Raw genomic sequence first — 22,317 nt, 5'->3', positions numbered from 1 at the left:
GGGCTTTCGCGCGGGCTCAGAGCTGGGCGCGGGTCCGCTGCGTCAGGCCGTACTTGGACGCGATGGAGTTCCACAGCCGCGCGGCCTTCTCCTTCTGGGCCGAGGCCGTGCCGCTGGCCCGGTCGCCCGCCTGGGTCTGACCGGTGGTGCGGGCGTGGCCCTTGCGGCAGCCCTTCTTGTCGTTGGCGACCTGGTCGGCCCAGGCCGCGTAGTGACTGTCGGCCGAGGCGGAGGCCTTCCAGCCGCTGTTGAGGGCGGCGGTCAGCTCGTCGTGGTTCGGCAGCTTGTCGACCGCGAGGCCGGTGAGCCGGGTGACCAGTTCGCCGCGCTGCTTGGCCGCGTCCCGCAGATCACTGGCCGCCTGGCCGAGGTTGTTGCACGCCTTAACGTTCGCCACGGCGTTGATCACCGAGCCACGGCTGCTGGTGCTGTCCGCGAGGAGCTTGTCCAGTTCGACGGCCTGCGCCTTCACCGCGTCACCGGCGGGCGCCGACGAACCCGCCGACGCCGGCGCGGTCGCGGCCACCGTCTTGCCGGTGTCGTCCTTGGCGTCGTCGCTGCCGCCGCCTCCGCTGAGCAGGGCGCCGGCGCCGACACCGAGCACGATGATGCCGATGCCGACAGCCGCGATCACCGGGACGCGCGAGCCGCCACGGCCACCGCCGCCGCCTCCGTCACCGGCGGCCGGGGCGCCACGCCGTCCGCCGGCCCGCCCTCCGGGGGCGCCGGGCGCCGGCTGGGCGCCGTACATGTCACTCCCGCCGTACGGGGCCTGCGGGGGCCCCGCGTCGATACGGGGCAGCATCTGCGTCGAACCGGCCACCTCCGGCTCGCTGCGGAAGAGGCTGTCGAACTCCGCCGGGGGCTGCCGCTCCTCGGGCGCGCCGGAGGGCATCCCGAAGGACCCCGACGGCTGCCCTGGCACGGGCGGGATGTACTGCGTGGCGTCGGCGTCCGAACCGCCTCGCGCCGACTGCCCCAGGTACTGCGGCGCGCCGGTGTGGATCTCCGGCGGCAGAGCGCCCGGCCCCACCGGCGGGATGAACTGGGTGGCGCCCTCGTCCGGCGCGGCGGCGACCGGCGGTATGAACTGCGTCGCCCCCTCGTCGGCACCCGGGGCGGCCGGTATGTAGGGGATGTACTGCGTGGCGCCGTCCGCGCCGCCGGGCGGGAGCTGAGCGCCGGGTCCCGCGTGCCCGCCCTGCTGGTCCTGGGCCCCGTAGGAGCCGTAGCCGTCGTATCCGGAGGCGTGCGAGCCGTGCGCCCCGGGCGCATAGCCGCTCTGGGCGCCGTAGCCCGAGGACGGCGCGCTCTCGGGCGGCAGCGGTCCGGAGCCGGACCCCTGCGCGCCGAAGCCCTGCGCCTGCTGTGCGCCGTGCGGGTCCGCCGCCGGCCAGCCCTGGGAGTCGGTGGGCGCGGAGGCACCCCACGACGGAGCGGCGTTCGCGGGAGCACCCCAGCCGTCGGCGGACTGCGGGGCCGGGGCGGCCGACTGGTCGGGGCCCCACTGCCCACCCCAGGCCGGGCCGCTGGCCGGGGTCACACGGTCGCCCGTCGTGCCCGGCAGCATCGGCTCGCTACCGTCGGAGGGCAGCACGATGCCTTCGCGCGCGGGCCGCGCCGAGGGCTCCTCGCCCTGTCCGCTCTGCGTCACCGGGACTCCTACGAATGGGGGACCTTCGGAATCATCGGCTCACGCTACCGGGTCCCCGCAACCCGGTGCTACGCAGCACCTGCGGTGACCGCGGCGCCTTGTGACACGGGTAACGAAACCGCCCTCGAATGCGCTGTATCTCACTCCTCTCCCTCACGGTGCCCTCGTTTTCCCGGCGTTCACTCCCGTACGGGCCATATGTTCACGAGCGCGGGGCCGGCGGACGCGGGAGCGAAATGATCACACCCCCACCGGCGGGCGACGCCCGGCGTCCCCCGGCTCCCGTGACCAGGTCCCCCGCCGGGCCGCGCCCAGGTCCCCCGCCTGACCGGGCACAGGCCCCATGCCTGACCGGGCACAGGTCCCCCGCCGGACGCGCACACCCCCCGCGCGCGCGGACCGCGGTCCGGCCGGGGGCGCACGCGGCGTGCGCCCCCGGCCGACACACACCGTCCGGCCGCACCGGACGGCACACCCTCAACTCGGGTGCCAGAAACCCCTCTCATCACCGAAGACCCCGCAGCGCCCCAAGTCCCTTGAGCCCCTCAAGTCCCCAGGACCCTCGGGTCACCACCGCCCCCGGCGTACGGTCACGCCGCCGCCTGCAACTCCATGCGCGCCCCGAACTCCCGCACCACGGCCTCGTCCTGGAAGGGCTCCAGGCGCTGCTGCAGGTCCTCCAGGTACTCGGAGCCGCGGTTGGAGCGGAGCGTGCCGAGAAGTTCGACGGCGCGCAGCCCGGTGTGACAGGCCTGCTCCACCTCACGCTGCTGGACCTGTGCCGTGGCCAGCAGGACATAGCCGATGGCCCGGCGGCGGGCACGCGACTCGGGATGCCCGGCCAGGGACTCCTCGGCGCACCGCGCGGCGGCCTCGGCCTGGCCGAGGTCCCGGTGGCAGTGGGCCAACTCGTCGGCCAGATAGGCCTCGTCGAAGTGCGCGATCCACGTCGGGTCGTCGCCGGAGGCCGCGTCCGCGTTCTCCAGGGCCGTGACGGCCCGCCCGGACGCCACCTGCGCGGCGCGCGCGTCCCCCATCAGCGCGTGCCCGCGCGCCTCGGCGGCGTGGAACATCGACTCCGCCCGCGGGGTCACCCGCCCGCGCGCTCCTTCCTGGGCCGCGCGCGCCAACTGCGCGATCTCGCGCGGGTTGCCGAGCTGGGCCGCCAGGTGGCTCATGGACGCGGCGAGGACGTAGCCGCCGTAACCGCGGTCACCGGCCGCCTGCGCGAGCCGCAGCGCCTGGATGTAGTAGCGCTGGGCGAGCCCGGGCTGGCCGGTGTCGATGGCCATGTAGCCGGCGAGTTCCGTCAACCGGGACACGGCCGCGAACAGTTCACGTCCGACCGCCTCGCGGTAGGAGCCGGCGAGCAGCCCGGAGACCACGCTGTTCAGGTAGTGCACGACGACCGGGCGCACATGCCCGCTGCCGTACTGGTGGTCCAGGTCGACGAGGGCCTGGGTCATCGCGCGGACCGCCGCCACGTCCGAGAGCCCGACGCGCGGGCCCGCCGACCGGGCCACCTGCGAGTCCGGCGACGAGATCAGCCAGTCACGGCTGGGCTCGACGAGCGCGGAGGCGGCGACGGACGAGCCGGACAGGAAGTCCCGGCGGCCCACGTCGCTGCGCCACAGCTCGCAGACCTGCTCGATGGCGCCCAGTATCGTCGGCGAGAACTGGAGACCGACGCCGGAGGCCAGGTTCTTGCCGTTGGCCATGCCGATCTCGTCGATCGTGACCGTCCTGCCGAGTTTGCGGCCGAGCGCCTCGGCGATGATCGCCGGGGCCCGCCCCCGGGGCTGCTGACCGCGCAGCCAGCGCGCGACGGACGTCTTGTCGTAGCGCAGATCGAGTCCGTGCTCCGCTCCGCACATGTTGACCCGGCGGGCCAGCCCGGCGTTCGAGCAGCCCGCTTCCTGGATGAGCGCCTGGAGCCGCTCGTTCGGCTGCCTGGCGATGAGAGGCCTTGCGGCCATGGCGTACCCCCTGTGGCTGCGGTGCCTGCCCACGCACCGAGTTGATGTGTCCTCACCGGCCGGTCGCACCGAAGGAGGCCGGCCACGAAGATCAATGCCCCGCAGACATACCGAAGATGCGAGACATGTGAGGATTGCCGGGGTACGGAAGGTCGCCCGGCCCCACCCCTGATTACCCGCTACCGGCTGCCGCTGCCCCCGCGCGCCCCCACCCGTGCACCCATGCGCCCCAGGCGGGGAAACGATGCTCCTCCCCCGCGCGCGTGTCCCCCGTAACCCGAGGTGGACGCGGGAGTTGAGACCGACGTGGAAGAGACCATCGCAGGCACCGAGTCCGCACACGTCCCCCAGCAGCGTGGCGAATCGCTGCGGGACGCCGCCGTGCGCTATGCCGAGGAACGCCACTGGGACGTGTTCCCCGGCACCTGGCTGGAAGCGGACGGCGGGGTGCAGCTGTGCTCCTGCGGCGAACCCGCCTGTGCCGCGCCCGGCGCGCATCCGGCGCGCGAGGACTGGGCGAGCCTGGCCACGGGCAGCGCGACCGTCGCGGGGCGGCTCTGGTCGGTGCGGCCGACGGCGTCGATCCTGCTCCCCACGGGGCGTACGTTCGACGCGATCGAGGTGCCCGAGACCGCCGGGTTCCTGGCGCTGGCGCGTATGCGGCGGATGGAGCTCACCCTCGGGCCGGTGACGTGCACCCCGGACCGTCGCATGCACTTCTTCGTGCTCCCCGGAGCCGCGGCGAAGACCCCCGGCCTGGTGCGGGCCCTGGGCTGGCCGCCCGCCTCGCTCGATCTGACCACGCTCGGCGAGGGTGCCTACGTGGCCGCGCCGCCGACCCGGGTCGGATCCCGCGGTGCCGTGCAGTGGGCCTGCCGGCCGACGCCCGCGAACCGCTGGCTGCCGGACGCGGAGGAGCTGATCTCGCCCCTGGCCTACGCCTGCGGACGCGACCGCGACCGCTAGGCGGCGGAGGCCGGCCCGGACCGGTAGATCGACGGAGACTCGACGGACGCGGGTGACGGGAGGCCGGGGGCGCTTAGGGTGCCGGTATGAGCGAGGGAGCGAGGGACGGCGGCGTGCCCGCCGTGCGTGTGCGGGGGCTCTGGAAGCGGTTCGGTGACCAGGTCGCCGTGGCCGGGATCGATCTGGAGCTTCCCGCGGGGCAGTTCATCGGACTCGTCGGGCCGAACGGGGCCGGCAAGACCACCACCCTCTCGATGGTGACCGGGCTGCTCAGACCCGACCAGGGCACCGTCGAGGTCGTCGGTCACGACGTCTGGCGCGACCCGGCGGAGGTGAAGGCCCGGATCGGCGTCCTGCCCGAGGGACTCCGGCTCTTCGAGCGGCTCTCCGGACGCGAACTGCTCGCGTACACCGGCCGGCTGAGGGGGCTGCCCGGCGCCGAGGTCGACAAGCGCGCCACCCAGCTCCTCGACGTCCTCGACCTCGCGGGCGCCCAGCACAAGCTGGTCGTCGACTACTCGACCGGTATGCGCAAGAAGATCGGCCTGGCCTGCGCGCTCCTGCACAACCCCGAAGTCCTCTTCCTGGACGAGCCGTTCGAGGGGGTGGACCCGGTCTCCGCGCAGACCATCCGGGGTGTCCTGGAGCGGTACACCGCGTCCGGCGCCACCGTCGTCTTCTCCTCCCATGTGATGGAGCTGGTCGAGTCGCTGTGCGACTGGGTCGCCGTCATGGCCGCCGGACGCATCCGCGCGCACGGTCCGCTCGCGGAGGTGCGCGGCACCGCGCCCTCGCTCCAGCAGGCCTTCCTGGAGCTGGTCGGCGCCCATGGCCGCGGCACCACGGCCGACCTGGACTGGCTGGGCGGCGGGGCTCCCCGGTGAGCGCCGGCACCGGCGTCTCCGCCGCGTCGATCACCCCCGTCGTCGTACGCCTGAAGCTGTCGCTCCTGCGCAACGGCCTGCGGCAGTCCACCGGGCGGCGGGCCGCGTTCATCGCGTCCACGGTGCTCGTGCTGCTCTTCGCCGTGCTCCAGCTGCTCGGCCTGCTCGCGCTGCGCGGCAACGTGCACGCCCCGGCCGTCGGCGTGCTGCTGGTGGCGGTCCTGGCGCTCGGCTGGGCCGTGATGCCGCTGTTCTTCCCCAGCGGTGACGAGACACTCGATCCGACACGGCTGGTGATGCTGCCGCTGCGACCGCGACCGCTCGTGCGGGCGCTGCTGGCCGCCTCCCTGGTCGGGGTCGGGCCGCTCTTCACGTTCTGCCTGCTGCTCGGTTCGGTGATCTCGGTCGCGCACGGGGCGGCGGCGTACGCGACGGCGGTGGTCGCCCTCGTGCTCGCCCTGCTGGTCTGTGTGGCCCTCGCCCGGGCCGTCGCGGCCGCCAACATCCGGCTGCTGTCCAGCCGCAAGGGCCGCGATCTGGCGGTGCTCAGCGGACTGGTCGTCGCGATCGGCGCCCAGCTGGTCAACTTCGGCGCCCAGCGGCTCGGTTCGGCGGGCGGGCTGTCGGAGCTGGACCCGGTGACGGACGTGCTGCGCTGGATCCCGCCCGCGTCGGCGATCGGTGCCGTGGACTCGGTGAGCGGGGAATCGTACGGAGCCGGGTTCGTCCAGCTCGCGCTGTGCGTGGCCGCCCTGGCAGGGCTGCTGGCGCTCTGGACCCGTCATCTGACCCGGCTGATGACCTCGCCCGACGGGTCGACGCTCCAGGCCGCGGAGCCCGCGGGCCGCGAGCGCGGCTCCTCGGGGCTCGCGCGGCTGCTTCCGGCCGGGCGCACCGGCACGGTCATGGAGCGCAGTCTGCGGTACGTGTGGCGCGATCCGAAGACCAAGGCGGCCTGGGTGACCTCGCTGGCCATCGGTCTGATCGTGCCGGTGTTCAACGCGCTCCAGGGCACCGGCTCGGTCTACTTCGCGTGCTTCGCGGCCGGGATGCTCGGGATCCAGATGTACAACCAGTTCGGGCAGGACACGTCCGCGTTCTGGATGGTGGCGCTGACGATCTCCTCGACCCGTGACGCGTACGTCGAACTGCGCGGGCGGGCGCTGGCCCTGCTGCTGATCACCCTGCCGTACGCGACGCTCGTGACCACGGTGACGACCGGGCTGCTCGGCGCGTGGGAGAAACTGCCCGAAGTCCTCGGCCTCTCCTTCGCGCTGCTCGGCGCGATGCTGGCGACCGGCGCGTGGTCCTCGGCCCGCTTCCCGTACTCGATCCCGCAGGAGGGCTACAAGAACGTGGCCCCCGGTCAGGCCGGTCTCGCCTGGATCGCGATCTTCGGCGGCCTGATCTCGGCCGCTCTGCTCGCCTCCCCCGTCATCGCCCTGACGATCTGGACGAACGTGAGCGCCGACGGCGACGGCTGGGCCTGGCTGCTGCTGCCCCTGGGCGCCGGCTACGGGGCGCTGATCACGCTGCTGGGACTGCGGCTCGCGGCACCCAGGACGGCAGGCCGGCTGCCGGAGATCCTGGCGGCGGTCAGCAAGGGGTGAACGCGCGCCGTTCCAGGGGGCGGCGCGCGAGGTGAACCGGGTGACGACGCGCGAGGCGCCGCCGCACTCTTTCGCGGGTCGGTGCGCGTCTCCCTGAAAGGTGAGCTGAGCGGCCGAGACAGCGCACCGCACCGCAGGACCATTGGGCACAGGATGTGAACCGAAGGTGAAGATCCCATGAACCTTCGTGATCATCTCGTGACGCGTCAGGGCGACGACGGCCCCGCGGGTCACTCCACCTGGGGCCCGGTGAGCACTCCGTCCAGAAACGGCTCGATCGCGGCGCGCCACGCCTCGGGCTGGTCGTAGTGCACGAGGTGGCCGGCGTCCGCGACCTCGGCGTACTGGCCGCGCGGCAGGACCCGGACCATCTCCTGGGACTCGGCCCGGCCGAGCTCGCCGTCGAGGCCGCGTACGACCAGGGCGGGGCACTGGACCTGGGCCAGCTCCTCCCAGTGGGCGTCGTACACCCATGTCTGGCGGGACTTGAGCATCTGTTCCGGATCGAAGACGGGGCGCCAGCCGTCGGGGGACTCCTGCATCACCTCGGCGTAGAACTCGCCGCGGGAGGGATTGCGGCGCTCCACCCAGGGGTCGTCCTCGCCGAACCACTTCCGTACGTCGGCGAGGGTGGCGAAGGGGACGGGCCAGGCCTTGAACCAGTCCTCCCACTCGCGCTGGGAGGCGGCGCCGAGCGCCGAGGCCCGCATGTCGCAGATGATCAGGGCGCGGACGAGATCGGGACGCTTGGCGGCGAGCTGCCAGCCGGTCAGCGCGCCCATCGCGTGGCCGACGACGACGGCCGGTCCGAGACCGAGCTGGTCGAGGGCGGCTTCGGCGTCCTCGACGTAGGCCTCACGGGTGTACTCGGCCTCCGGGGCCTTGTCGCTCTGGCCGTGACCGCGCTGGTCGAGGGCGATGGCGCGGTGCCGCTCGGAGAGCCAGCGGGCGGTGGGCGCCCAGTGCGAGGCGCGGCCCATGAGGCCGTGCAATAACAGCACGCCGGGCGCCTCGGACGCCTTCGGCCGGTCGCTCTTGGGAGGGTCGGCGAACTCCCATGCGGCCAGGCGTACACCGCCCGCTCCCGTCACGTCGATGCGCCGCACCATCGGTAATGGCACCCCCCTGGCTCGCTCGGACCGCATTCCACCTCATCGTCACGTTATCGAATGGGGATTCGAAAATGGCCTTTCCGGCCGCAACACCCCTCGTTCGAGTGACCGCCCACAAGGATTGACCGTCGTCGCCCGGGGGAGATCTTCTGCGGGAGGCGGACCGCTCGGGGAAAACGGTCCGAAGGGAATGACCCTGGGAGCTCGGGGCTCCGGGTCAGCACAGGGGAGGACAGGCCCCGGCGCCGGACGGCGCCGGGGCCCTCTCCACATCTGCGGCACATCCTTACGCCCCCTCCCCGACCGTGCACGATCGCTCTCGGACACGGTCAAGAGCCCTCAGGTCATATGCCTCACGCGACAGCCTTGCACGCAAACGGTCCCGGCGCTGCGATTCCGCACACTGAATCTTCGTTTCGAGAAGGTCGCGAAGACATCACAACTGCCCCTGCCGTCACAGCAGTTGACACGCCCGGGGCGGTACGGGCCGGGTGTGTCCCACGGTGTCCGGCGTGCTCCCGGACGCCGACGTGGAGGTCAGCGACTGCCGGCCCCTCGGTCGGCGCCCGGGAACTGCCCCTCGCGGGTACCGGAAGCGCGGGTGGAGAAAGGCCGGAATCCGGAACCGGGGATACCGGAGGTACGGATACCGGAAGTGCGGCCACCGGCGGCACGGCTGCCGGTGAGCCCGCCGACCGTGTCAGCGCTTGGCGACGAACACATGAGAGGCAACGTCCGCCTCCAGCTCCGCGGCCTCGCCGCCGCTGCCGACGAGGACCCCGCCGGCCGACTCGGTCACGCTGACCACGGATCCGGGCTGCACGCCCGCCCGTCGCAGCGTGTACATCAGCTGGGCGTCCGTCTGGATCGGTTCCCCGATCCGCCGGACGACCACGGTCTTGCCGTCCACACCCGGGTCCAGCTCGGACAGCGACACCATGCCCTCGTCCAGGAACGGGTCCGCGCCGTCCTTCTCGCCCAGCTCCTCCAGACCCGGGATCGGGTTTCCGTACGGCGACTCGGTCGGGTGGCGCAGCAGTTCCAGCACGCGCCGCTCCACCGCCTCGCTCATCACGTGCTCCCAGCGACAGGCCTCCGCGTGCACCTGCTCCCACTCCAGGCCGATGACGTCGACGAGGAGACACTCGGCGAGGCGGTGCTTGCGCATGACCCGGGTGGCCAGCCGCCGTCCTTCGTCCGTGAGCTCCAGATGCCGGTCGCTCGCCACCGCCACCAGACCGTCGCGCTCCATCCGCGCCACCGTCTGGCTCACCGTCGGGCCGCTCTGGTCGAGCCGCTCCGCGATCCGGGCGCGCATGGGGACAACGCCTTCCTCCTCCAGCTCGAGGATGGTGCGGAGATACATCTCCGTGGTGTCGATCAGTCCGGACATTCGTGCCCCTCGATTAGCTCTGCCGGAGACTCGATGGTCCACCGGCGTGTGCGCTGGCCCTGAACTCAATTCTGACGCATAGCACTGACAACCGTGCCTCGCCGTCGAAACCGCTTGGCGGCGATCACCCCGCGGTCCACCCGGGCACGCCCCCTGGACGACCCCCGGCCGGCCCCCGGACACCCTCGCCGCCGTGCCCGGCGCGCCGCGCCGCCGCGTTCGGCAGCGCCCCCGGAAGCCGTATTGACAGGGCAGTGGTCCAGACCGCAACGTGATCCGCGACACGGCGGAGTACGGCCGCGCCGGGCGACCGGTTCAGCCGTCCGCCCGCCCTGCGCCGACCCGGCGCCGACGAGACGTCCAAGCCGACGAGAGTTCTAAGGGGCTTCGCCGATGAGCGACAGCAAGCTTGCCGGGCAGTTCTTCGACGCCGCGATCGGCCTGCTGCGGCGGGTACGGGACGAGGACGCCGGGGAGATCGAGGCGGCCGGGAGCCTGATCGCGGACACCGTCGTGGACGGCGGCCGCCTCTTCGCCTTCGGCGCCGGTCACTCCTCGCTCGCCGCGCAGGACATCGTCTACCGCGCGGGCGGCCTCGCCCTGATGAACCTGCTCGCCGTGCCGGGAGTGGTGGGCGTCGACGTCATGCCCGCGACCCTGGGCTCCGCCCTGGAGCGCGTCGACGGTCTGGCGAGCGCGGTCCTGGACTGCAGCCCGCTGCGCTCCGGCGACCTGCTGGTGATCATCTCGCTGTCCGGCCGCAACGCGCTCCCCGTGGAGATGGCGATGAACGCCCGCGCCCTGGGAGTGAAGGTCATCGGCGTCACCTCCGTCGCCTACGCCACCGAGACGACGTCACGACACGTGTCGGGCACCTACCTCAAGGACCACTGCGACGTCGTCCTCGACTCGCGGATCCCGGTCGGCGACGCGGAGCTGACCCTGGACTCCATCGAGGCACCCTTCGCCCCCGCCTCGACCGTCGTCACCTCGGCCCTCCTCCAGGCCGTCATGGCCACCGCGGCCGGCGCCCTCGCGGACCGCGGTGTCGAACCGCCCCTGCTCCGCTCGGGCAACGTCGACGGCGGCCACGAGTGGAACGGCCGGGTCATGACGGAGTACGGGGACCGGATCTTCTACCGGCGCTGAGGAGCCGGGTGGCGCCCCGGAGGACGGGCCGACAGGGCGCCCAGGGCGCCCCACGGCGTCCTCAGGCCTTTCCCGCCAGCTCCTCCAGGTCCAGGGCCGCCGCGATCCGTACGGCCACGTCCTCCGCGTACATCGCGTCTCCGCGCTCGAAGCGGCTGCGGCCCGCGCTCCGCAGGAACGTCACGACCCCCAGCGTCCGCCCGCGGCTGCGCAGCACCGCGCACAGGGCGTGCACGGAGTCCCGCGGCCACTGACGGGCGAGCGCCCAGTCGCGCGCCTGCTCGGGGTCGGCGGCGGCCGCGTCGGCCCGAACCGATCCGGCGCGGTCCACGCACTGGAGCGCGGGGTGCCCCTCCCCGTAGCGCACGGGCAGTCCGGCCTTCCCCGTGATGTGACTCGGTCCGGGCGATCCGGCGGGCGTGGCGACCGTCCGTACGAGCCGCACGGGCCCCTCCGCGTGGACCGGACCGCCCCCGGCCACCCGGTCGACCAGGGCGTGGTCGGCGAAGCCGGCGAGGGCGAAGTCGAGGTGGACGGCGGCGGCCTCGCCCGGGTTCTCGCACTCGGCCGCGGCCCGCGCGGCACGATGGAGCTGGTTGGCGCGGAAGCGCAGCAGCGCCGCCTCCTGCTCGGTCTGCTTGGCCTCGGTCACGTCCTGGAAGAGCCAGCCGACACCGAGCGGCACGGGTTCCTCCGCGAGCGGCGAGGCGAGCCGCACGAAGCCGCTGAGCCAGCACCGCCGCTTCTCGCCCTCCGCCGTGCGCAGGCTGACCCACATCTCCGCGGGGGCCGGCGGCGCGCCTTCGGACAGGACGTGGGTGAGGGCGCTCTCCAGTTCCTCGACGCCCTGGGAGAGCAGGTCCCCCAGGGGCCGGCCGAGGACGGAGCTGCGTCCGGTCCCGAGGGCCTGTGCGGCGTGCGCGTTGACCACGGCGGGCCGCAGGTCCGCGTCGACCAGCACGACGCCCCAGCCGGCGTCCTCGAAGAGCGCCTCGCTCAGCGCGATGGACCGTTCGAGGTCGATCTGGGTGTGCACCTCGCTGAAGGCGCAGTAGACCCCGGCGGGCTTGCCCTCCGGGCCGCGGACGGCGGCGGACTGGGTGCGGACGAGCACCCTGCCACCCTCCTTGGTGAGGAGCGCGAACTCGTGCACCTGGCGGCCGGGCGCCTCCATGGCGGACATCAGCCGGGCCTCGACCTCCTCGGCGTCCGCGGTCCGCACGGCCCAGCCGGCGAATCCGCGCCGCCCCACGGCCTCGGCCGCGGTCCACCCGAGAATGCGCTCGGCCTCGCGGTTCCAGTGGGTGAGGACCCCGTCGGCGTCGAAGGCGCACAGGGCCGCGTCCATGCCGTCCAACAGCGCGGCAAGCAGATCGGAGCCGTCCGGCTCGGGCTCGTCCGGCCCCAGCTCGTCCGTGGTCCCACTACGCCGGGAAGCACTCACCTGGACCCCCTGCAGGCTGCGTCCGTGTGTACGGCGCGACAGTTCGCTCACTCGTCACCATTCAACTCGAACGTGACCCAGCCCACACCTCGTTCCCCGAAGATGGGGGGAAATCGATGTACGCCGGATTTCCGCACCTCCCGCCCCAGGAGTCCCCGCTCCGCGCTTCCCGCCCCAGGAGCCCCGGTCCCGCGCCTTCCGATAAATCGCTTGAGGCTCCCGGGGCACCTTCCTAGAGTGGTTCTCACGTAGGAGAGGAGGTGGTTCGGCTCATGACGGAAATCCGGACATACGAGGTGACTGCGGGCTAGCGGCCCGTTGTCGGACTCGGTTCGGCGCCGGACCAGCGTGTGCGAAGCGCACGCAGCCGGCCCAATCCAACGCAGTCACCCGACCCGTGAGCTCGCCGGTACGTCCGGCCGGCCCCGTCGCCGCGAGGCGCAGGGACCCGAGCTCACGGGTCGTCTGCGTTTCGGCTCACCCTCGGAGTGACCCAGGTCACAGGTGGTTCGCCGGGAGAGCAGTACGCTGTGGCCATGCTTCCGATGCTCGTCCGACGCCGCCACGTGGATTTCGTGCGCGTCACGAGCATGGGCTGTCGGCGCTCAGCCTGACCCAGCCCCTTTCGCACGGCTTCTCCCCTTCACCCGGCACCCGTGGCCCCCGCCCCACCCCCGGCGGCCGTCCCGGGCACCCGTAGACCTCGCGGACGCACCTCATGACGACGAACACGTCTTCCACGTTCTCCACGCCTGCCCCGAACGGGCGGCCGTTCCCCTCGTACCAGCAGCTTCCGATCATCGACCTCTCGGCGGCCGACCGCGGCCCGCAGGCACGGGCGCTGCTCCACGCGCAGTTGCACAGCGCCGCCCACGACGTCGGGTTCTTCCAGCTCATCGGGCACGGAGTGACCGAGGCCGAGACCGGCGCGCTGCTGCGGGCCATGCACCGGTTCTTCGCCCTCCCCGAGGCCGACCGGCTGGCCCTCGACAACGTCGGCTCACCGCACTTCCGCGGGTACACGCGGACCGGCGACGAGCGCACCGGCGGCAGCCGGGACTGGCGGGACCAGCTCGACATAGGCGCCGAACGGCCCGCGCGGACGCCCCGCCCCGGGGAGCCCGCGTACTGGTGGCTCCAGGGACCGAACCAGTGGCCGGCCGCGCTGCCGGAGCTGCGGACGGCCGCGCTGACCTGGATGGAGCGGCTGAGCGCGGTCGCGGCCCGGCTGCTGCGCGAGCTGCTGACCGCCATCGGGGCTCCCGCCGGCTTCTACGACCCGATCTTCGGCGAGCGGGCGCACCCGCACCTGAAACTGGTGCGCTATCCGGGCAGCGCGGGCGACGGAGCCGATCAGGGCGTGGGCGCGCACAAGGACTACGGGTTCCTGACGCTGCTGCTCCAGGACCGGGTCGGCGGGCTCCAGGTGCAGCGCGAGGACGGCCGCTTCCACGACGTGCCGCCGCTGCCGGGTGCCTTCGTGGTCAACCTGGGCGAACTCCTGGAGGTCGCCACGAACGGGTATCTCCTGGCGACCAACCACCGGGTGGTGAGCCCGGCCGGGGCCACGGAGCGGTTCTCGGTGCCGTTCTTCTACAACCCGCGCCTCGACGCCCGGATCGAGCCGCTGCCCTTCCCGCACGCCTCGGCCGCGCCCGGCGTCACCGACGACCCGTCGAATCCGCTCTTCGCCGAGTACGGCTTCAACGAGCTGAAGGGCAAGCTGCGGGCGCACCCGCTCGCCGCCGCCCGCCACCACGCGGAGCTGCTCGCTCCCGCGTGATGACCGGCGGCCCGGACGGGGTCAGTGCGTGATGCCCTCGTGTCCCTCGATGTCCTGGACGGTGCGCGAGCCGGGGCCCACGTAGTGCGCGGAGGGGCGCACCAGGCGGCCGGTGCGCTTCTGCTCCAGGATGTGCGCCGACCAGCCCGCGGTACGGGCGCACGTGAACATGGACGTGAACATGTGCGCCGGGATCTCGGCGAAGTCCAGGACGATGGCCGCCCAGAACTCGACGTTCGTCGCGAGGACACGGTCCGGGCGGCGGGCGTGGAGCTCGGCGAGGGCGGCCTTCTCCAGGGCTTCGGCGACCTCGAAGCGGGGGGCGCCCAGCTCGCGCGCGGTGCGGCGCAGGACGCGCGCGCGGGGGTCCTCGGCGCGGTACACGCGGTGGCCGAAGCCCATCAGGCGCTCGCCGTTGTCGAGGGCGTGGCGGACGTAGGCGTCGGCGTCCCCGGTGCGCTCGATCTCCTCGATCATGCCGAGGACGCGGGAGGGGGCGCCGCCGTGCAGCGGGCCCGACATGGCTCCCACGGCCCCGGAGAGCGCCGCGGCGACGTCCGCGCCGGTCGAGGCGATCACGCGCGCGGTGAAGGTGGAGGCGTTCATGCCGTGCTCGGCGGCCGAGGTCCAGTAGGCGTCGACGGCGGCGACGTGCTTGGGGTCCGGCTCGCCGCGCCAGCGGATCATGAACCGTTCGACGATGGAGTGGGCCTTGTCGATCTCGTTCTGCGGGACCATCGGCAGGCCCTGGCCGCGCGCGGACTGGGCGACGTACGACAGGGCCATGACGGCGGCGCGGGCGAGGTCGTCGCGGGCCTGTTCCGCGTCGATGTCGAGGAGGGGTTTGAGGCCCCAGACGGGCGCGAGCATGGCGAGCGCGGACTGCACGTCGACACGGATGTCACCGGAGTGGACGGGGATCGGGAACGGCTCGGCGGGCGGCAGACCGGGGTTGAAGGCGCCGTCGACGAGGAGTCCCCACACGTTGCCGAAGGAGACATGGCCGACGAGGTCCTCGATGTCGACGCCCCGGTACCGAAGAGCGCCGCCCTCCTTATCGGGTTCGGCGATCTCCGTCTCGAACGCGACGACTCCTTCGAGTCCGGGTACGAAGTCGGACATCAGGCGGCTCCTCGTGATGTTTACGACGGATGGTGTTGTCGGGGTTGTGGTGACCCTGCGCCCCTGTGGGGGTGACGGTCGACGGTGAGGCGCTTCGCCGGCCGGTCCCACGGTCATCTGCGAAGACTCCCGAATGCTCCTCGATCAGTCTGCGCCGACTCGCGGTCCGAAAGCGGTCACCCCGGTGATGCCCCGTACGGCTGGTCCTCCAACCGGAACGGCACCAGCACGATATCCCTGAGTGCCATCTTCCGGGAGACTACGCGGCACTGAGTGCCACCGCGTGACGAAGCACACCCGCCCGCGCACCCGCCCCCGGAAGGGGGCCCGGATACGGCAGGATGACCCCGTGAACGATCGTTTCGCGGACGAATCCACGACCGAGCCCCTCATCCAGGCCGCGGCCGAGGCCGCCGAGGCCTCGCACGCGGAGATCGCCGCCGATCCCGCCTCCATGCGGGCTCACTACCGGGCGGAGGGGCTCGACGAGGGTGACCTCGCTGCGCACCCCATGGAGCAGTTCTCCCGCTGGTTCGAGCAGGCGGCGCAGGCCGCGGTGCACGGGTTCGTGCACGAGCCGAACGCGATGGTCGTCTCCACGGCTGACCCCGAGGGCCGACCCAGCTCGCGCACGGTGCTGCTCAAGCAGTACGACGACCGGGGCTTCGTCTTCTACACGAACTACGACTCGCGCAAAGCCCGCGAGCTGGCCCACAACCCGTACATCTCGCTGCTCTTCCCGTGGCACCCGATGGCCCGGCAGGTCATCGTCACCGGGACGGCGCGCCGCACGGACCGCGAGGAGACCGCCGCGTACTTCCGCACCCGCCCGCACGGCTCCCAGCTCGGTGCCTGGGCGAGCACCCAGTCCACGGTCATCCCCTCGCGCAGCGAGCTGGACGTCACGTACGCGGAGCTGGACGCCCGCTACCCGGAGGGTGAGCAGGTGCCGGTACCGCCGCACTGGGGCGGTTTCCGGATCGCCCCGCAGACGGTCGAGTTCTGGCAGGGCCGCGAGAACCGTCTGCACGACCGGCTCCGCTACGTGGCCGAGCCCGACGGCGGCTGGCGGATCGAGCGGCTCAGCCCCTGACGGCGGCCGGGACGACGCCCCGGAACCCGGGCCGGCCGGGCACGGCCGCGGCTCAGCCGAGTGTCTCCTCCACGATCGCCCCCCACTGGGCCACGACCCGCTCCCGGCGCGCGGCGTCGTCGGTGAGCAGGTTCGCGAGGCCGAGACCGCGCGCCATGTCGAGCAGGCCCTGCACCGTCTCGCGCACCCCGGGCCGGGACTCGTCCGCGCCCAGCAGGTCCACCGCGATCCGGTGGCTCTCGCGGCCGACGCGGCCTTCGAGCTCGGTCACCCGCGCGCGGAGCTGGTCCTCGTTCGAGGCCGCGACCCACAGGTGAAGGGCGGCACGGAACAGGGGCCCGGTGTAGAGGCCGACCAGGGCGGCGACCACGGCCCGCCGGTCGGCGGGGCCGTCGGGGAAGAGGTCGCGCAGCGCGGTGGAACGTTCCTCGGCGACGTACTCGACCGCCGCCGTGAAGAGGTCCTCGCGGGTGGGGAAGTGGTGCTGGGCCGCACCCCGGGACACCCCGGCGCGCTCGGCGACGACGGAGACCGTGGAGCCCGCCCAGCCGTGTTCGGCGAGGCAGGCCACGGCGGCGGCCAGGAGCCGTTGCCGGGTGGCCCGGCTGCGGTCCTGTTTGGGGACGTGCGGAGTACGTGCCGCGTGTTCCGTCGCGCTCACACCACCCATGCGGGATCCCGTCGTTCGAGGAAGGCCGTCATCCCCTCGCGCGCCTGCGCGGAGGAGAACAGCCGGGCCGAGAGCGCGGTCAGGTCCGCCGCGTCCCGGTCGAAGGTCTCCAGCACCTTAGCCGTGAGCAGCGCCTTCGTCTCGGCGAGGGCTTCGGGGGCCGCCCGGCGCAGCCCGTCGAGCACGGGCGCGAGGACGGCGTCCACGTCGTCCCCTGCCGCGGTGAGGAGCCCGCCGCGCACCGCCTCGGCGGCGTCGAAGCGCTCCCCGGTGAGGTAGTAGCGGGCCAGTGCGCGCGGGTCGGCGCGGGGCAGCAGCGGCAGCGAGATGACGGCGGGCGCGACCCCGATCCGTACCTCGGTGAAGGCGAAACTCGCCGCCTCGCCCGCCACCGCGATGTCACAGGCGCCGACCAGCCCGAGGCCGCCCGCCCGGACATGTCCGCTCACCCGGGCCACGACGGGCTTGCGCAGCTCGACGATCCCCCGCAGCAGGCCGACGAACGCGTCCGGGGGCGGGGGGTCGCGCAGGTCGGCGCCCGCGCAGAAGGTGTTCCCGGTGTGGGTCAGGACGACGGCGCGGACCTCGCCGTCCTTGCCGCAGCGGGTGAGCGCGTCGGTGATCTCGCCCACGAGGACGGCCGACAGCGCGTTGCGGGTGGAGGGCGAGTCCAGGGTGAGCGTGGTGATGCCCCGCTCGTGTTCCGTGCGGACGACGGTCATGACAGGCCTCGCAGTTCGCGGCGCAGGATCTTCCCGGAGACCGCCCTCGGGATCGCGTCGATGAAGGTGACGATGCGGACCCGCTTGTACGGGGCGACGCGCTCGGCGACGTACAGCATGACCTCGTTCCCGGAGAGGCCCTCGGCCGAGGGCTGGCGCACCACGAAGGCGTGCGGGACCTCGTTGTTGTCCTCGTTGTAGGACCCGATGACGGCGGCGTCGGCGATGCCGGGGTGGGTGAGCAGCAGTGCCTCCAGTTCGGCGGGGGCGACCTGGAAGCCCTTGTACTTGATGAGTTCCTTGACGCGGTCGACGACGAACAGCCAGCCGTCCGCGTCCACGTGCCCGACGTCGCCGGTGTGCAGCCAGCCGTCCGGGTCGATCATCGCGGCGGTCGCCTCGGGCCGGCCCAGGTAGCCCTTCATGACCTGCGGTCCCCGGACGACGATCTCGCCGCGTTCTCCGGCCCCGACGTCCTTGTCCGGGTCGTCGAGGGAGACGATGCGCATCTCGGTGCCCGCGACGAGCTTGCCGACCGTTCCCGGGGGCGGGTTCTCCGCGCCGAGCGGGACGACGTGCGTCCCGGGCGACAGTTCGGTCATGCCGTAGGCCTGGCCCACCGGCGGAAGCCCGAGCCGGGCCGAACAGGCGGCGGCCAGCGCGGCGTCCAGGGGCGCGGCCGAGCAGACGATGTACTGAAGGGAGGACAGGTCGTACTCCGCGACGGCGGGGTGCTTGGCGAGCGCCAGGACGATGGGCGGTGCCACGTACAGGCCGGTGATGCGGTGTTCCTGGATGGCGCCGAGGAACGTGTCGAGATCGAAGCGGGGCAGGACGACCACGGTGGCGCCCTGCCGCAGGGGCGCGTTCATCAGGGCCGTCAGTCCGTAGATGTGGAAGAACGGCAGCACGGCGAGGATGCGGTCGCCCGGGTTCATCGGCATGGCCGGGGAGAGCTGGGCGAGGTTGGTGGCTATGGAGCGGTGGGTGAGCATCACGCCCTTGGGGACGCCCGTGGTGCCCGAGGAGTACGGGAGGGCCGCCACGTCCTCCACGGGGTCGATGTCCACCCGCGGTTCGGGCGCGGTGCTGCCCAGCAGGTCGGCCATGGAGCGGTGGCCCTCCGCCTGGTCGCACACGAAGATCTCCCGTACGCCGCCCGCGAGTTCGGCGGCCCGGCGGGCCGTCTCCAACAGGGGCGAGACGGTCACGATCCAGCGGGCCGAGGAGTCGCGGAGCTGCTTGGCGAACTCCTCCGGTGTGGCGAGCGGATGGACCGTCGTGACCGACGCTCCCGCGCGCGTGGCCCCGTAGAAGACGACGGGGAAGGCGATGGTGTTGGGGCTGTGCAGGGCGAGCACGTCGCCCTTGCGCAGTCCCGCCTCGGCGAGCGCGGCGGCCAGTCGCCGGTGGTACTGGTCGACCTGTGCGTAGGTGAGCGTGGTGCCGTCGACGCCGTCGACGAGCGCGGGCGTCTCGCCGCGCTCGGCGGCGCGGCCCAGCACGGCGTCGTGAATGGGTTCCTCGACGGCCGGGACATCTGCGTACTCGCTGCGGAACACGGTTCCTCCTAGAGCGGTCAGTACGACTTGGGCAGGCCCAGGGTCTGGTGGGAGACGTAGTTGAGAATCATCTCCCTGCTGACGGGCGCGATACGGGACACGCGCGCCGCCGTGATCAGGGAGGCGAGGCCGAACTCACGGGTGAGGCCGTTGCCCCCGAGGGTGTGCACCGCCTGGTCGACAGCCCGCACGCAGGCCTCTCCGGCCGCGTACTTGGCCATGTTGGCGGCCTCCCCCGCCCCGATGTCGTCCCCCGCGTCGTACAGGCAGGCGGCCTTCTGCATCATCAGGCGGGCCAGTTCGAGCTCGATGTGGGCCTGCGCGAGAGGGTGGGCGATGGCCTGGTGGGAGCCGATCGGCGCCTTCCAGACGGTACGGTCCCGCGCGTACTCCACGGCCTTGGCGAGCGCGAAACGGCCCATGCCGATCGCGAACGCGGCCGTCATCACCCGCTCCGGGTTGAGGCCGGCGAACAGTTGCAGCAGTCCCGCGTCCTCGTCGCCGACCAGCGCGTCGGCCGGCAGCCGCACCTCGTCCAGCGTGAGCTCGAACTGCTTCTCGGCACTGGACAGTTCCATGTCGATCTGCCGCCGCCCGAAGCCCTCGGCGTCGCGCGGGACGATGAACAGACAGGGCTTGAGGCTGCCGGTGCGCGCGTCCTCGGTGCGGCCGACGATCAGCGTCGCGTCGGCGATGTCGACGCCGGAGATGAACACCTTGCGGCCGGTCAGGACCCAGTCGGTGCCGTCGCGGCGGGCCGTGGTGGTGATGCGGTGCGAGTTGGAGCCGGCGTCGGGCTCGGTGATGCCGAACGCCATGGTGCGGGTGCCGTCCGACAGGCCCGGCAGCCAGGTCCGCTTCTGTTCCTCGGTGCCGAAGCGGGCGATGACCGTTCCGCAGATGGCGGGCGAGACCACGAGCATCAGCAGCGGACAGCCCGCGGCGCCCAGCTCCTCCAGCACGATGGACAGTTCGGCGATGCCGCCGCCTCCTCCGCCGTACTCCTCCGGCAGGTTCACCCCGAGATAGCCGAGCTTGCCGGCCTCGGCCCACAGCTCGTCGGGGTGACCGCCTTCGGCGATGGCCTTGGTCATGTACGCGCGGCCGTAGCGCTTGCCGAGAGCGGCGACCGCGGAACGGAGCGCCTTGTGTTCGTCGGTCTCTGTGACAGGGCTCATGAGTGCTCCTCGGTACGGAGAGTACGGAAAACGCGTCCTGTGCGTAGCTGTTCGAGCCCGCGCGGCGCCCAGCCGCGCGGTGGTCCGTCCCGGCGCCCCGCCGCGGGGCGCCGGCTCACCGGGCGTCGGCCGGCGTTTCCCCGGGTACCGCTTCCTCCCGCACGACGGCCAGCAGCGCGCCCACCTCGACCTGCTGTCCGACCACGGCGTGCAGAGCGGTGAGCGTGCCCGCCGCGGGCGCCGAGATCCTGTGCTCCATCTTCATCGCCTCCAGCCACAGCAGCGGCTCCCCCGCCCGCACGGCGGCGCCCTCGGCGAGCCCCTCGGCCACCCGGACCACGGTCCCGGGCATCGGCGCGAGCAGCGAGCCCGGGGCCCGGTCCGCGGCCGGATCGGGGAAGCGGGGGAGCTCGGTCAGCGCGGTCGCGTTCACGAAGACCCGGCCGTCGGCGTACCGCGCCACCTCGAACGTCCGCCGCACGCCCGCCACTTCGAGGACCACCCGGCCCGCGTCGGCGTGCAGCACGAGCACCCCGTCGGCCACGAGGCCCTCGCGGGTGTGCCGGTACGCGGCCTCGTGCTCGGCTCCGTGCATCCGGTAGCGCTTGGTCTGCGGCCCCGCCGCCAGGTTCCGCCAGCCGCCGAACCGCGAACGCCCGTGCGCGTCGGCCAGGGCCGCGGCCAGCGGGGCATGCGGGTCCGGGACGGGCTCGGTCAGCGCGGCGAGGTGACGGTCGTAGAACCCCGTGTCCATCCGGGCCCCGGCGAACTCCTCGTGGCGCAGCGACCGTACGAGCAGATCCCGGTTGGTGACCGGGCCGTGGACCGTGGCCCGCTCCAGGGCGCCGGCCAGCTTGCGCACGGCCTCCGCGCGGGTGCCGGCGTGCGCGACGACCTTCGCGAGCATCGGGTCGTAGTGGATGCCGACCGAGTCGCCGTCGGCGAACCCGGTGTCCAGCCGGACGCCGTCCGGGACGGCGATCCGGTGCAGGGTGCCCGTCTGCGGCGCCCAGGCACCCGCCGGGTCCTCCGCGTACAGCCGGGCCTCCACCGCGTGGCCGCGCGCGGGCGGGGGCTCGCTCTCCAGCCGCTCCCCCTCGGCGACCCGCAGTTGCAGGGCGACCAGGTCGACCCCGAACACCGCTTCGGTCACGGGGTGTTCGACCTGGAGGCGGGTGTTCATCTCCAGGAAGTGCGCGGTGCCGCCGGCGACCAGGAACTCGACCGTGCCGGCGCCGACGTAGTCCACGGCGCGGGCGGCCCGCACGGACAACGCGTAGAGCTCCCGGGTGAGTTCGTCCCCGAGTCCGGGGGCCGGCGCCTCCTCGATCACCTTCTGGTGACGTCGCTGGAGGGAGCAGTCCCGGGTGCCGAGCGGCCAGACCGTGCCGTGCGCGTCGGCCAGGATCTGCACCTCGACGTGCCGGCCGCCCTCCACGTACGGCTCGACGAACACCTCACCGTCGCCGAAGGCGCTCAGCGCCTCCGCGCGGGCCGCCTCCAACTCCGCGTCCAGGTGCGCCAGTTCACGGACGATCCGCATCCCGCGCCCGCCGCCGCCCGAGGCCGCCTTGACCAGCACCGGCAGGTCCTCCGCGGTGACCCGCTCCAGGGGTTCGAGACCCATCAGCTTCTTGGCCCGGGTCTTGGACGCCATCGCCTCGATCGCCTCCGGCGGCGGACCGACCCACACCAGCCCCGCGTCGATCACCGCCCGCGCGAACCCGGCGTTCTCCGACAGGAACCCGTACCCCGGGTGCACCGCGTCCGCGCCCGCGTCCAGCGCGGCCCGCACGATCAGATCGCCCCGCAGATACGTCTGTGCGGGTGTCGCGCCCGGCAGCCGTACCGCGGCGTCCGCCTCGCGTGTGTGCAGGGCGTTCTCGTCGGCGTCCGAATACACCGCGACCGTGCGCACCCCGGCCTCACGGCAGGTGCGGAAGACCCGGCAGGCGATCTCGCCCCGGTTGGCGACCAGCAGACTCGAAATCACGGAAAC

General features: G+C 72.9%; 17 protein-coding genes. 6 read left to right on the top strand and 11 right to left on the bottom strand.

The features are described 5' to 3' along the window. Nucleotides 1-16: 16 nt before the first annotated feature. Both ACF07B_RS33295 and ACF07B_RS33290 read right to left on the bottom strand, forming a co-directional pair. Nucleotides 17-1,654 (bottom strand): hypothetical protein, encoded by a 1,638-nt coding sequence (locus ACF07B_RS33295; protein WP_392181684.1) that lies wholly within the window; start codon nucleotides 1,652-1,654, stop codon nucleotides 17-19. A gap of 590 nt (nucleotides 1,655-2,244) precedes the next feature. Then, nucleotides 2,245-3,630, bottom strand: a complete 1,386-nt coding sequence (locus ACF07B_RS33290; RefSeq protein WP_362392855.1) for a transcriptional regulator — start codon at nucleotides 3,628-3,630, stop codon at nucleotides 2,245-2,247. Nucleotides 3,631-3,936: 306 nt separating this feature from the next. Here ACF07B_RS33290 and ACF07B_RS33285 point away from each other — a divergent pair, with 306 nt between their 5' ends. From ACF07B_RS33285 to ACF07B_RS33275, 3 genes are all read left to right on the top strand, one after another. Beyond that, nucleotides 3,937-4,596, top strand: a complete 660-nt coding sequence (locus ACF07B_RS33285; protein WP_362392857.1) for a bifunctional DNA primase/polymerase — start codon at nucleotides 3,937-3,939, stop codon at nucleotides 4,594-4,596. Between the two features lie 86 nt (nucleotides 4,597-4,682). After that, the gene (locus tag ACF07B_RS33280) at nucleotides 4,683-5,480 is read left to right on the top strand and encodes an ABC transporter ATP-binding protein (RefSeq protein ID WP_369482996.1); all 798 of its coding nucleotides are present in this window, start codon (nucleotides 4,683-4,685) and stop codon (nucleotides 5,478-5,480) included. Beyond that, nucleotides 5,477-7,090, top strand: coding sequence for a transporter (locus ACF07B_RS33275; RefSeq protein WP_392181683.1), 1,614 nt, complete (start codon nucleotides 5,477-5,479; stop codon nucleotides 7,088-7,090). Before ACF07B_RS33280 ends, ACF07B_RS33275 begins: the two co-directional genes overlap by 4 nt. 230 nt (nucleotides 7,091-7,320) lie before the next feature. Here ACF07B_RS33275 and ACF07B_RS33270 read toward each other — a convergent pair whose 3' ends face one another. Together ACF07B_RS33270 and ACF07B_RS33265 are read right to left on the bottom strand one after the other, a co-directional pair. After that, entirely contained in the window at nucleotides 7,321-8,199 is an 879-nt protein-coding gene (locus tag ACF07B_RS33270; RefSeq protein WP_392181682.1) for an alpha/beta fold hydrolase, read from the bottom strand. 703 nt (nucleotides 8,200-8,902) lie between these two features. After that, nucleotides 8,903-9,595, bottom strand: coding sequence for a metal-dependent transcriptional regulator (locus tag ACF07B_RS33265; protein ID WP_326787123.1), 693 nt, complete (start codon nucleotides 9,593-9,595; stop codon nucleotides 8,903-8,905). Between the two features lie 393 nt (nucleotides 9,596-9,988). On the opposite strand from ACF07B_RS33265, the gene ACF07B_RS33260 reads away from it, so the two are divergent. Further along, nucleotides 9,989-10,744, top strand: a complete 756-nt coding sequence (locus tag ACF07B_RS33260) for an SIS domain-containing protein (RefSeq protein ID WP_362392868.1) — start codon at nucleotides 9,989-9,991, stop codon at nucleotides 10,742-10,744. Between the two features lie 61 nt (nucleotides 10,745-10,805). On the opposite strand, the gene ACF07B_RS33255 is transcribed toward ACF07B_RS33260, so the two are convergent. Beyond that, nucleotides 10,806-12,188 (bottom strand): PAS domain-containing protein, encoded by a 1,383-nt coding sequence (locus ACF07B_RS33255; protein WP_392181681.1) that lies wholly within the window; start codon nucleotides 12,186-12,188, stop codon nucleotides 10,806-10,808. Between the two features lie 718 nt (nucleotides 12,189-12,906). On the opposite strand from ACF07B_RS33255, the gene ACF07B_RS33250 reads away from it, so the two are divergent. Next, nucleotides 12,907-13,971: an isopenicillin N synthase family dioxygenase gene (locus ACF07B_RS33250; protein WP_392181680.1), complete on the top strand. Its 1,065-nt coding sequence runs from the start codon at nucleotides 12,907-12,909 to the stop codon at nucleotides 13,969-13,971. 21 nt (nucleotides 13,972-13,992) lie between these two features. Here the strand turns inward: ACF07B_RS33250 and ACF07B_RS33245 are convergent, their stop codons facing one another. Then, the gene (locus ACF07B_RS33245) at nucleotides 13,993-15,093 is read right to left on the bottom strand and encodes a citrate synthase 2 (RefSeq protein WP_362392877.1); all 1,101 of its coding nucleotides are present in this window, start codon (nucleotides 15,091-15,093) and stop codon (nucleotides 13,993-13,995) included. Between the two features lie 454 nt (nucleotides 15,094-15,547). On the opposite strand from ACF07B_RS33245, the gene pdxH reads away from it, so the two are divergent. Then, nucleotides 15,548-16,186, top strand: a complete 639-nt coding sequence (gene pdxH, locus ACF07B_RS33240) for a pyridoxamine 5'-phosphate oxidase (RefSeq protein ID WP_369483014.1) — start codon at nucleotides 15,548-15,550, stop codon at nucleotides 16,184-16,186. 52 nt (nucleotides 16,187-16,238) lie between these two features. On the opposite strand, the gene ACF07B_RS33235 is transcribed toward pdxH, so the two are convergent. From ACF07B_RS33235 to ACF07B_RS33215, 5 genes are all read right to left on the bottom strand, one after another. Next, nucleotides 16,239-16,856, bottom strand: a complete 618-nt coding sequence (locus tag ACF07B_RS33235; RefSeq protein WP_369482990.1) for a TetR/AcrR family transcriptional regulator — start codon at nucleotides 16,854-16,856, stop codon at nucleotides 16,239-16,241. Beyond that, entirely contained in the window at nucleotides 16,844-17,578 is a 735-nt protein-coding gene (locus ACF07B_RS33230; RefSeq protein ID WP_392181679.1) for an enoyl-CoA hydratase family protein, read from the bottom strand. Before ACF07B_RS33230 ends, ACF07B_RS33235 begins: the two co-directional genes overlap by 13 nt. Further along, the gene (locus ACF07B_RS33225; protein WP_392181678.1) at nucleotides 17,575-19,140 is read right to left on the bottom strand and encodes a 4-coumarate--CoA ligase family protein; all 1,566 of its coding nucleotides are present in this window, start codon (nucleotides 19,138-19,140) and stop codon (nucleotides 17,575-17,577) included. The genes ACF07B_RS33230 and ACF07B_RS33225 overlap by 4 nt, the downstream gene beginning before the upstream one ends. Nucleotides 19,141-19,157: 17 nt before the next feature. Next, on the bottom strand, nucleotides 19,158-20,318 hold the full coding sequence (locus ACF07B_RS33220; RefSeq protein ID WP_369482987.1) for an acyl-CoA dehydrogenase family protein: 1,161 nt from the start codon (nucleotides 20,316-20,318) through the stop codon (nucleotides 19,158-19,160). 115 nt (nucleotides 20,319-20,433) lie between these two features. Further along, on the bottom strand, nucleotides 20,434-22,311 hold the full coding sequence (locus ACF07B_RS33215; RefSeq protein ID WP_392181677.1) for an acetyl/propionyl/methylcrotonyl-CoA carboxylase subunit alpha: 1,878 nt from the start codon (nucleotides 22,309-22,311) through the stop codon (nucleotides 20,434-20,436). Nucleotides 22,312-22,317: the final 6 nt, after the last annotated feature.

It is taken from the genome of Streptomyces sp. NPDC015532, assembly GCF_043078065.1.
Taxonomy (GTDB): domain Bacteria; phylum Actinomycetota; class Actinomycetes; order Streptomycetales; family Streptomycetaceae; genus Streptomyces.
The sequence above is the reverse complement of the archived record's forward strand: the minus strand, read 5'-3'. Positions and strand labels throughout refer to the sequence as shown.

Coding starts and splice junctions, on each gene's coding strand:
- ACF07B_RS33290 (WP_362392855.1), bottom strand. CDS start 3,630: ATGGCCGCAAGGCCTCTCATCGCCAGGCAGCCGAACGAGCGGCTCCAG.
- ACF07B_RS33280 (WP_369482996.1), top strand. CDS start 4,683: ATGAGCGAGGGAGCGAGGGACGGCGGCGTGCCCGCCGTGCGTGTGCGG.
- ACF07B_RS33270 (WP_392181682.1), bottom strand. CDS start 8,199: ATGGTGCGGCGCATCGACGTGACGGGAGCGGGCGGTGTACGCCTGGCC.
- ACF07B_RS33265 (WP_326787123.1), bottom strand. CDS start 9,595: ATGTCCGGACTGATCGACACCACGGAGATGTATCTCCGCACCATCCTC.
- ACF07B_RS33260 (WP_362392868.1), top strand. CDS start 9,989: ATGAGCGACAGCAAGCTTGCCGGGCAGTTCTTCGACGCCGCGATCGGC.
- ACF07B_RS33250 (WP_392181680.1), top strand. CDS start 12,907: ATGACGACGAACACGTCTTCCACGTTCTCCACGCCTGCCCCGAACGGG.
- ACF07B_RS33245 (WP_362392877.1), bottom strand. CDS start 15,093: ATGTCCGACTTCGTACCCGGACTCGAAGGAGTCGTCGCGTTCGAGACG.
- pdxH (WP_369483014.1), top strand. CDS start 15,548: ATGCGGGCTCACTACCGGGCGGAGGGGCTCGACGAGGGTGACCTCGCT.
- ACF07B_RS33235 (WP_369482990.1), bottom strand. CDS start 16,856: ATGGGTGGTGTGAGCGCGACGGAACACGCGGCACGTACTCCGCACGTC.
- ACF07B_RS33230 (WP_392181679.1), bottom strand. CDS start 17,578: ATGACCGTCGTCCGCACGGAACACGAGCGGGGCATCACCACGCTCACC.
- ACF07B_RS33220 (WP_369482987.1), bottom strand. CDS start 20,318: ATGAGCCCTGTCACAGAGACCGACGAACACAAGGCGCTCCGTTCCGCG.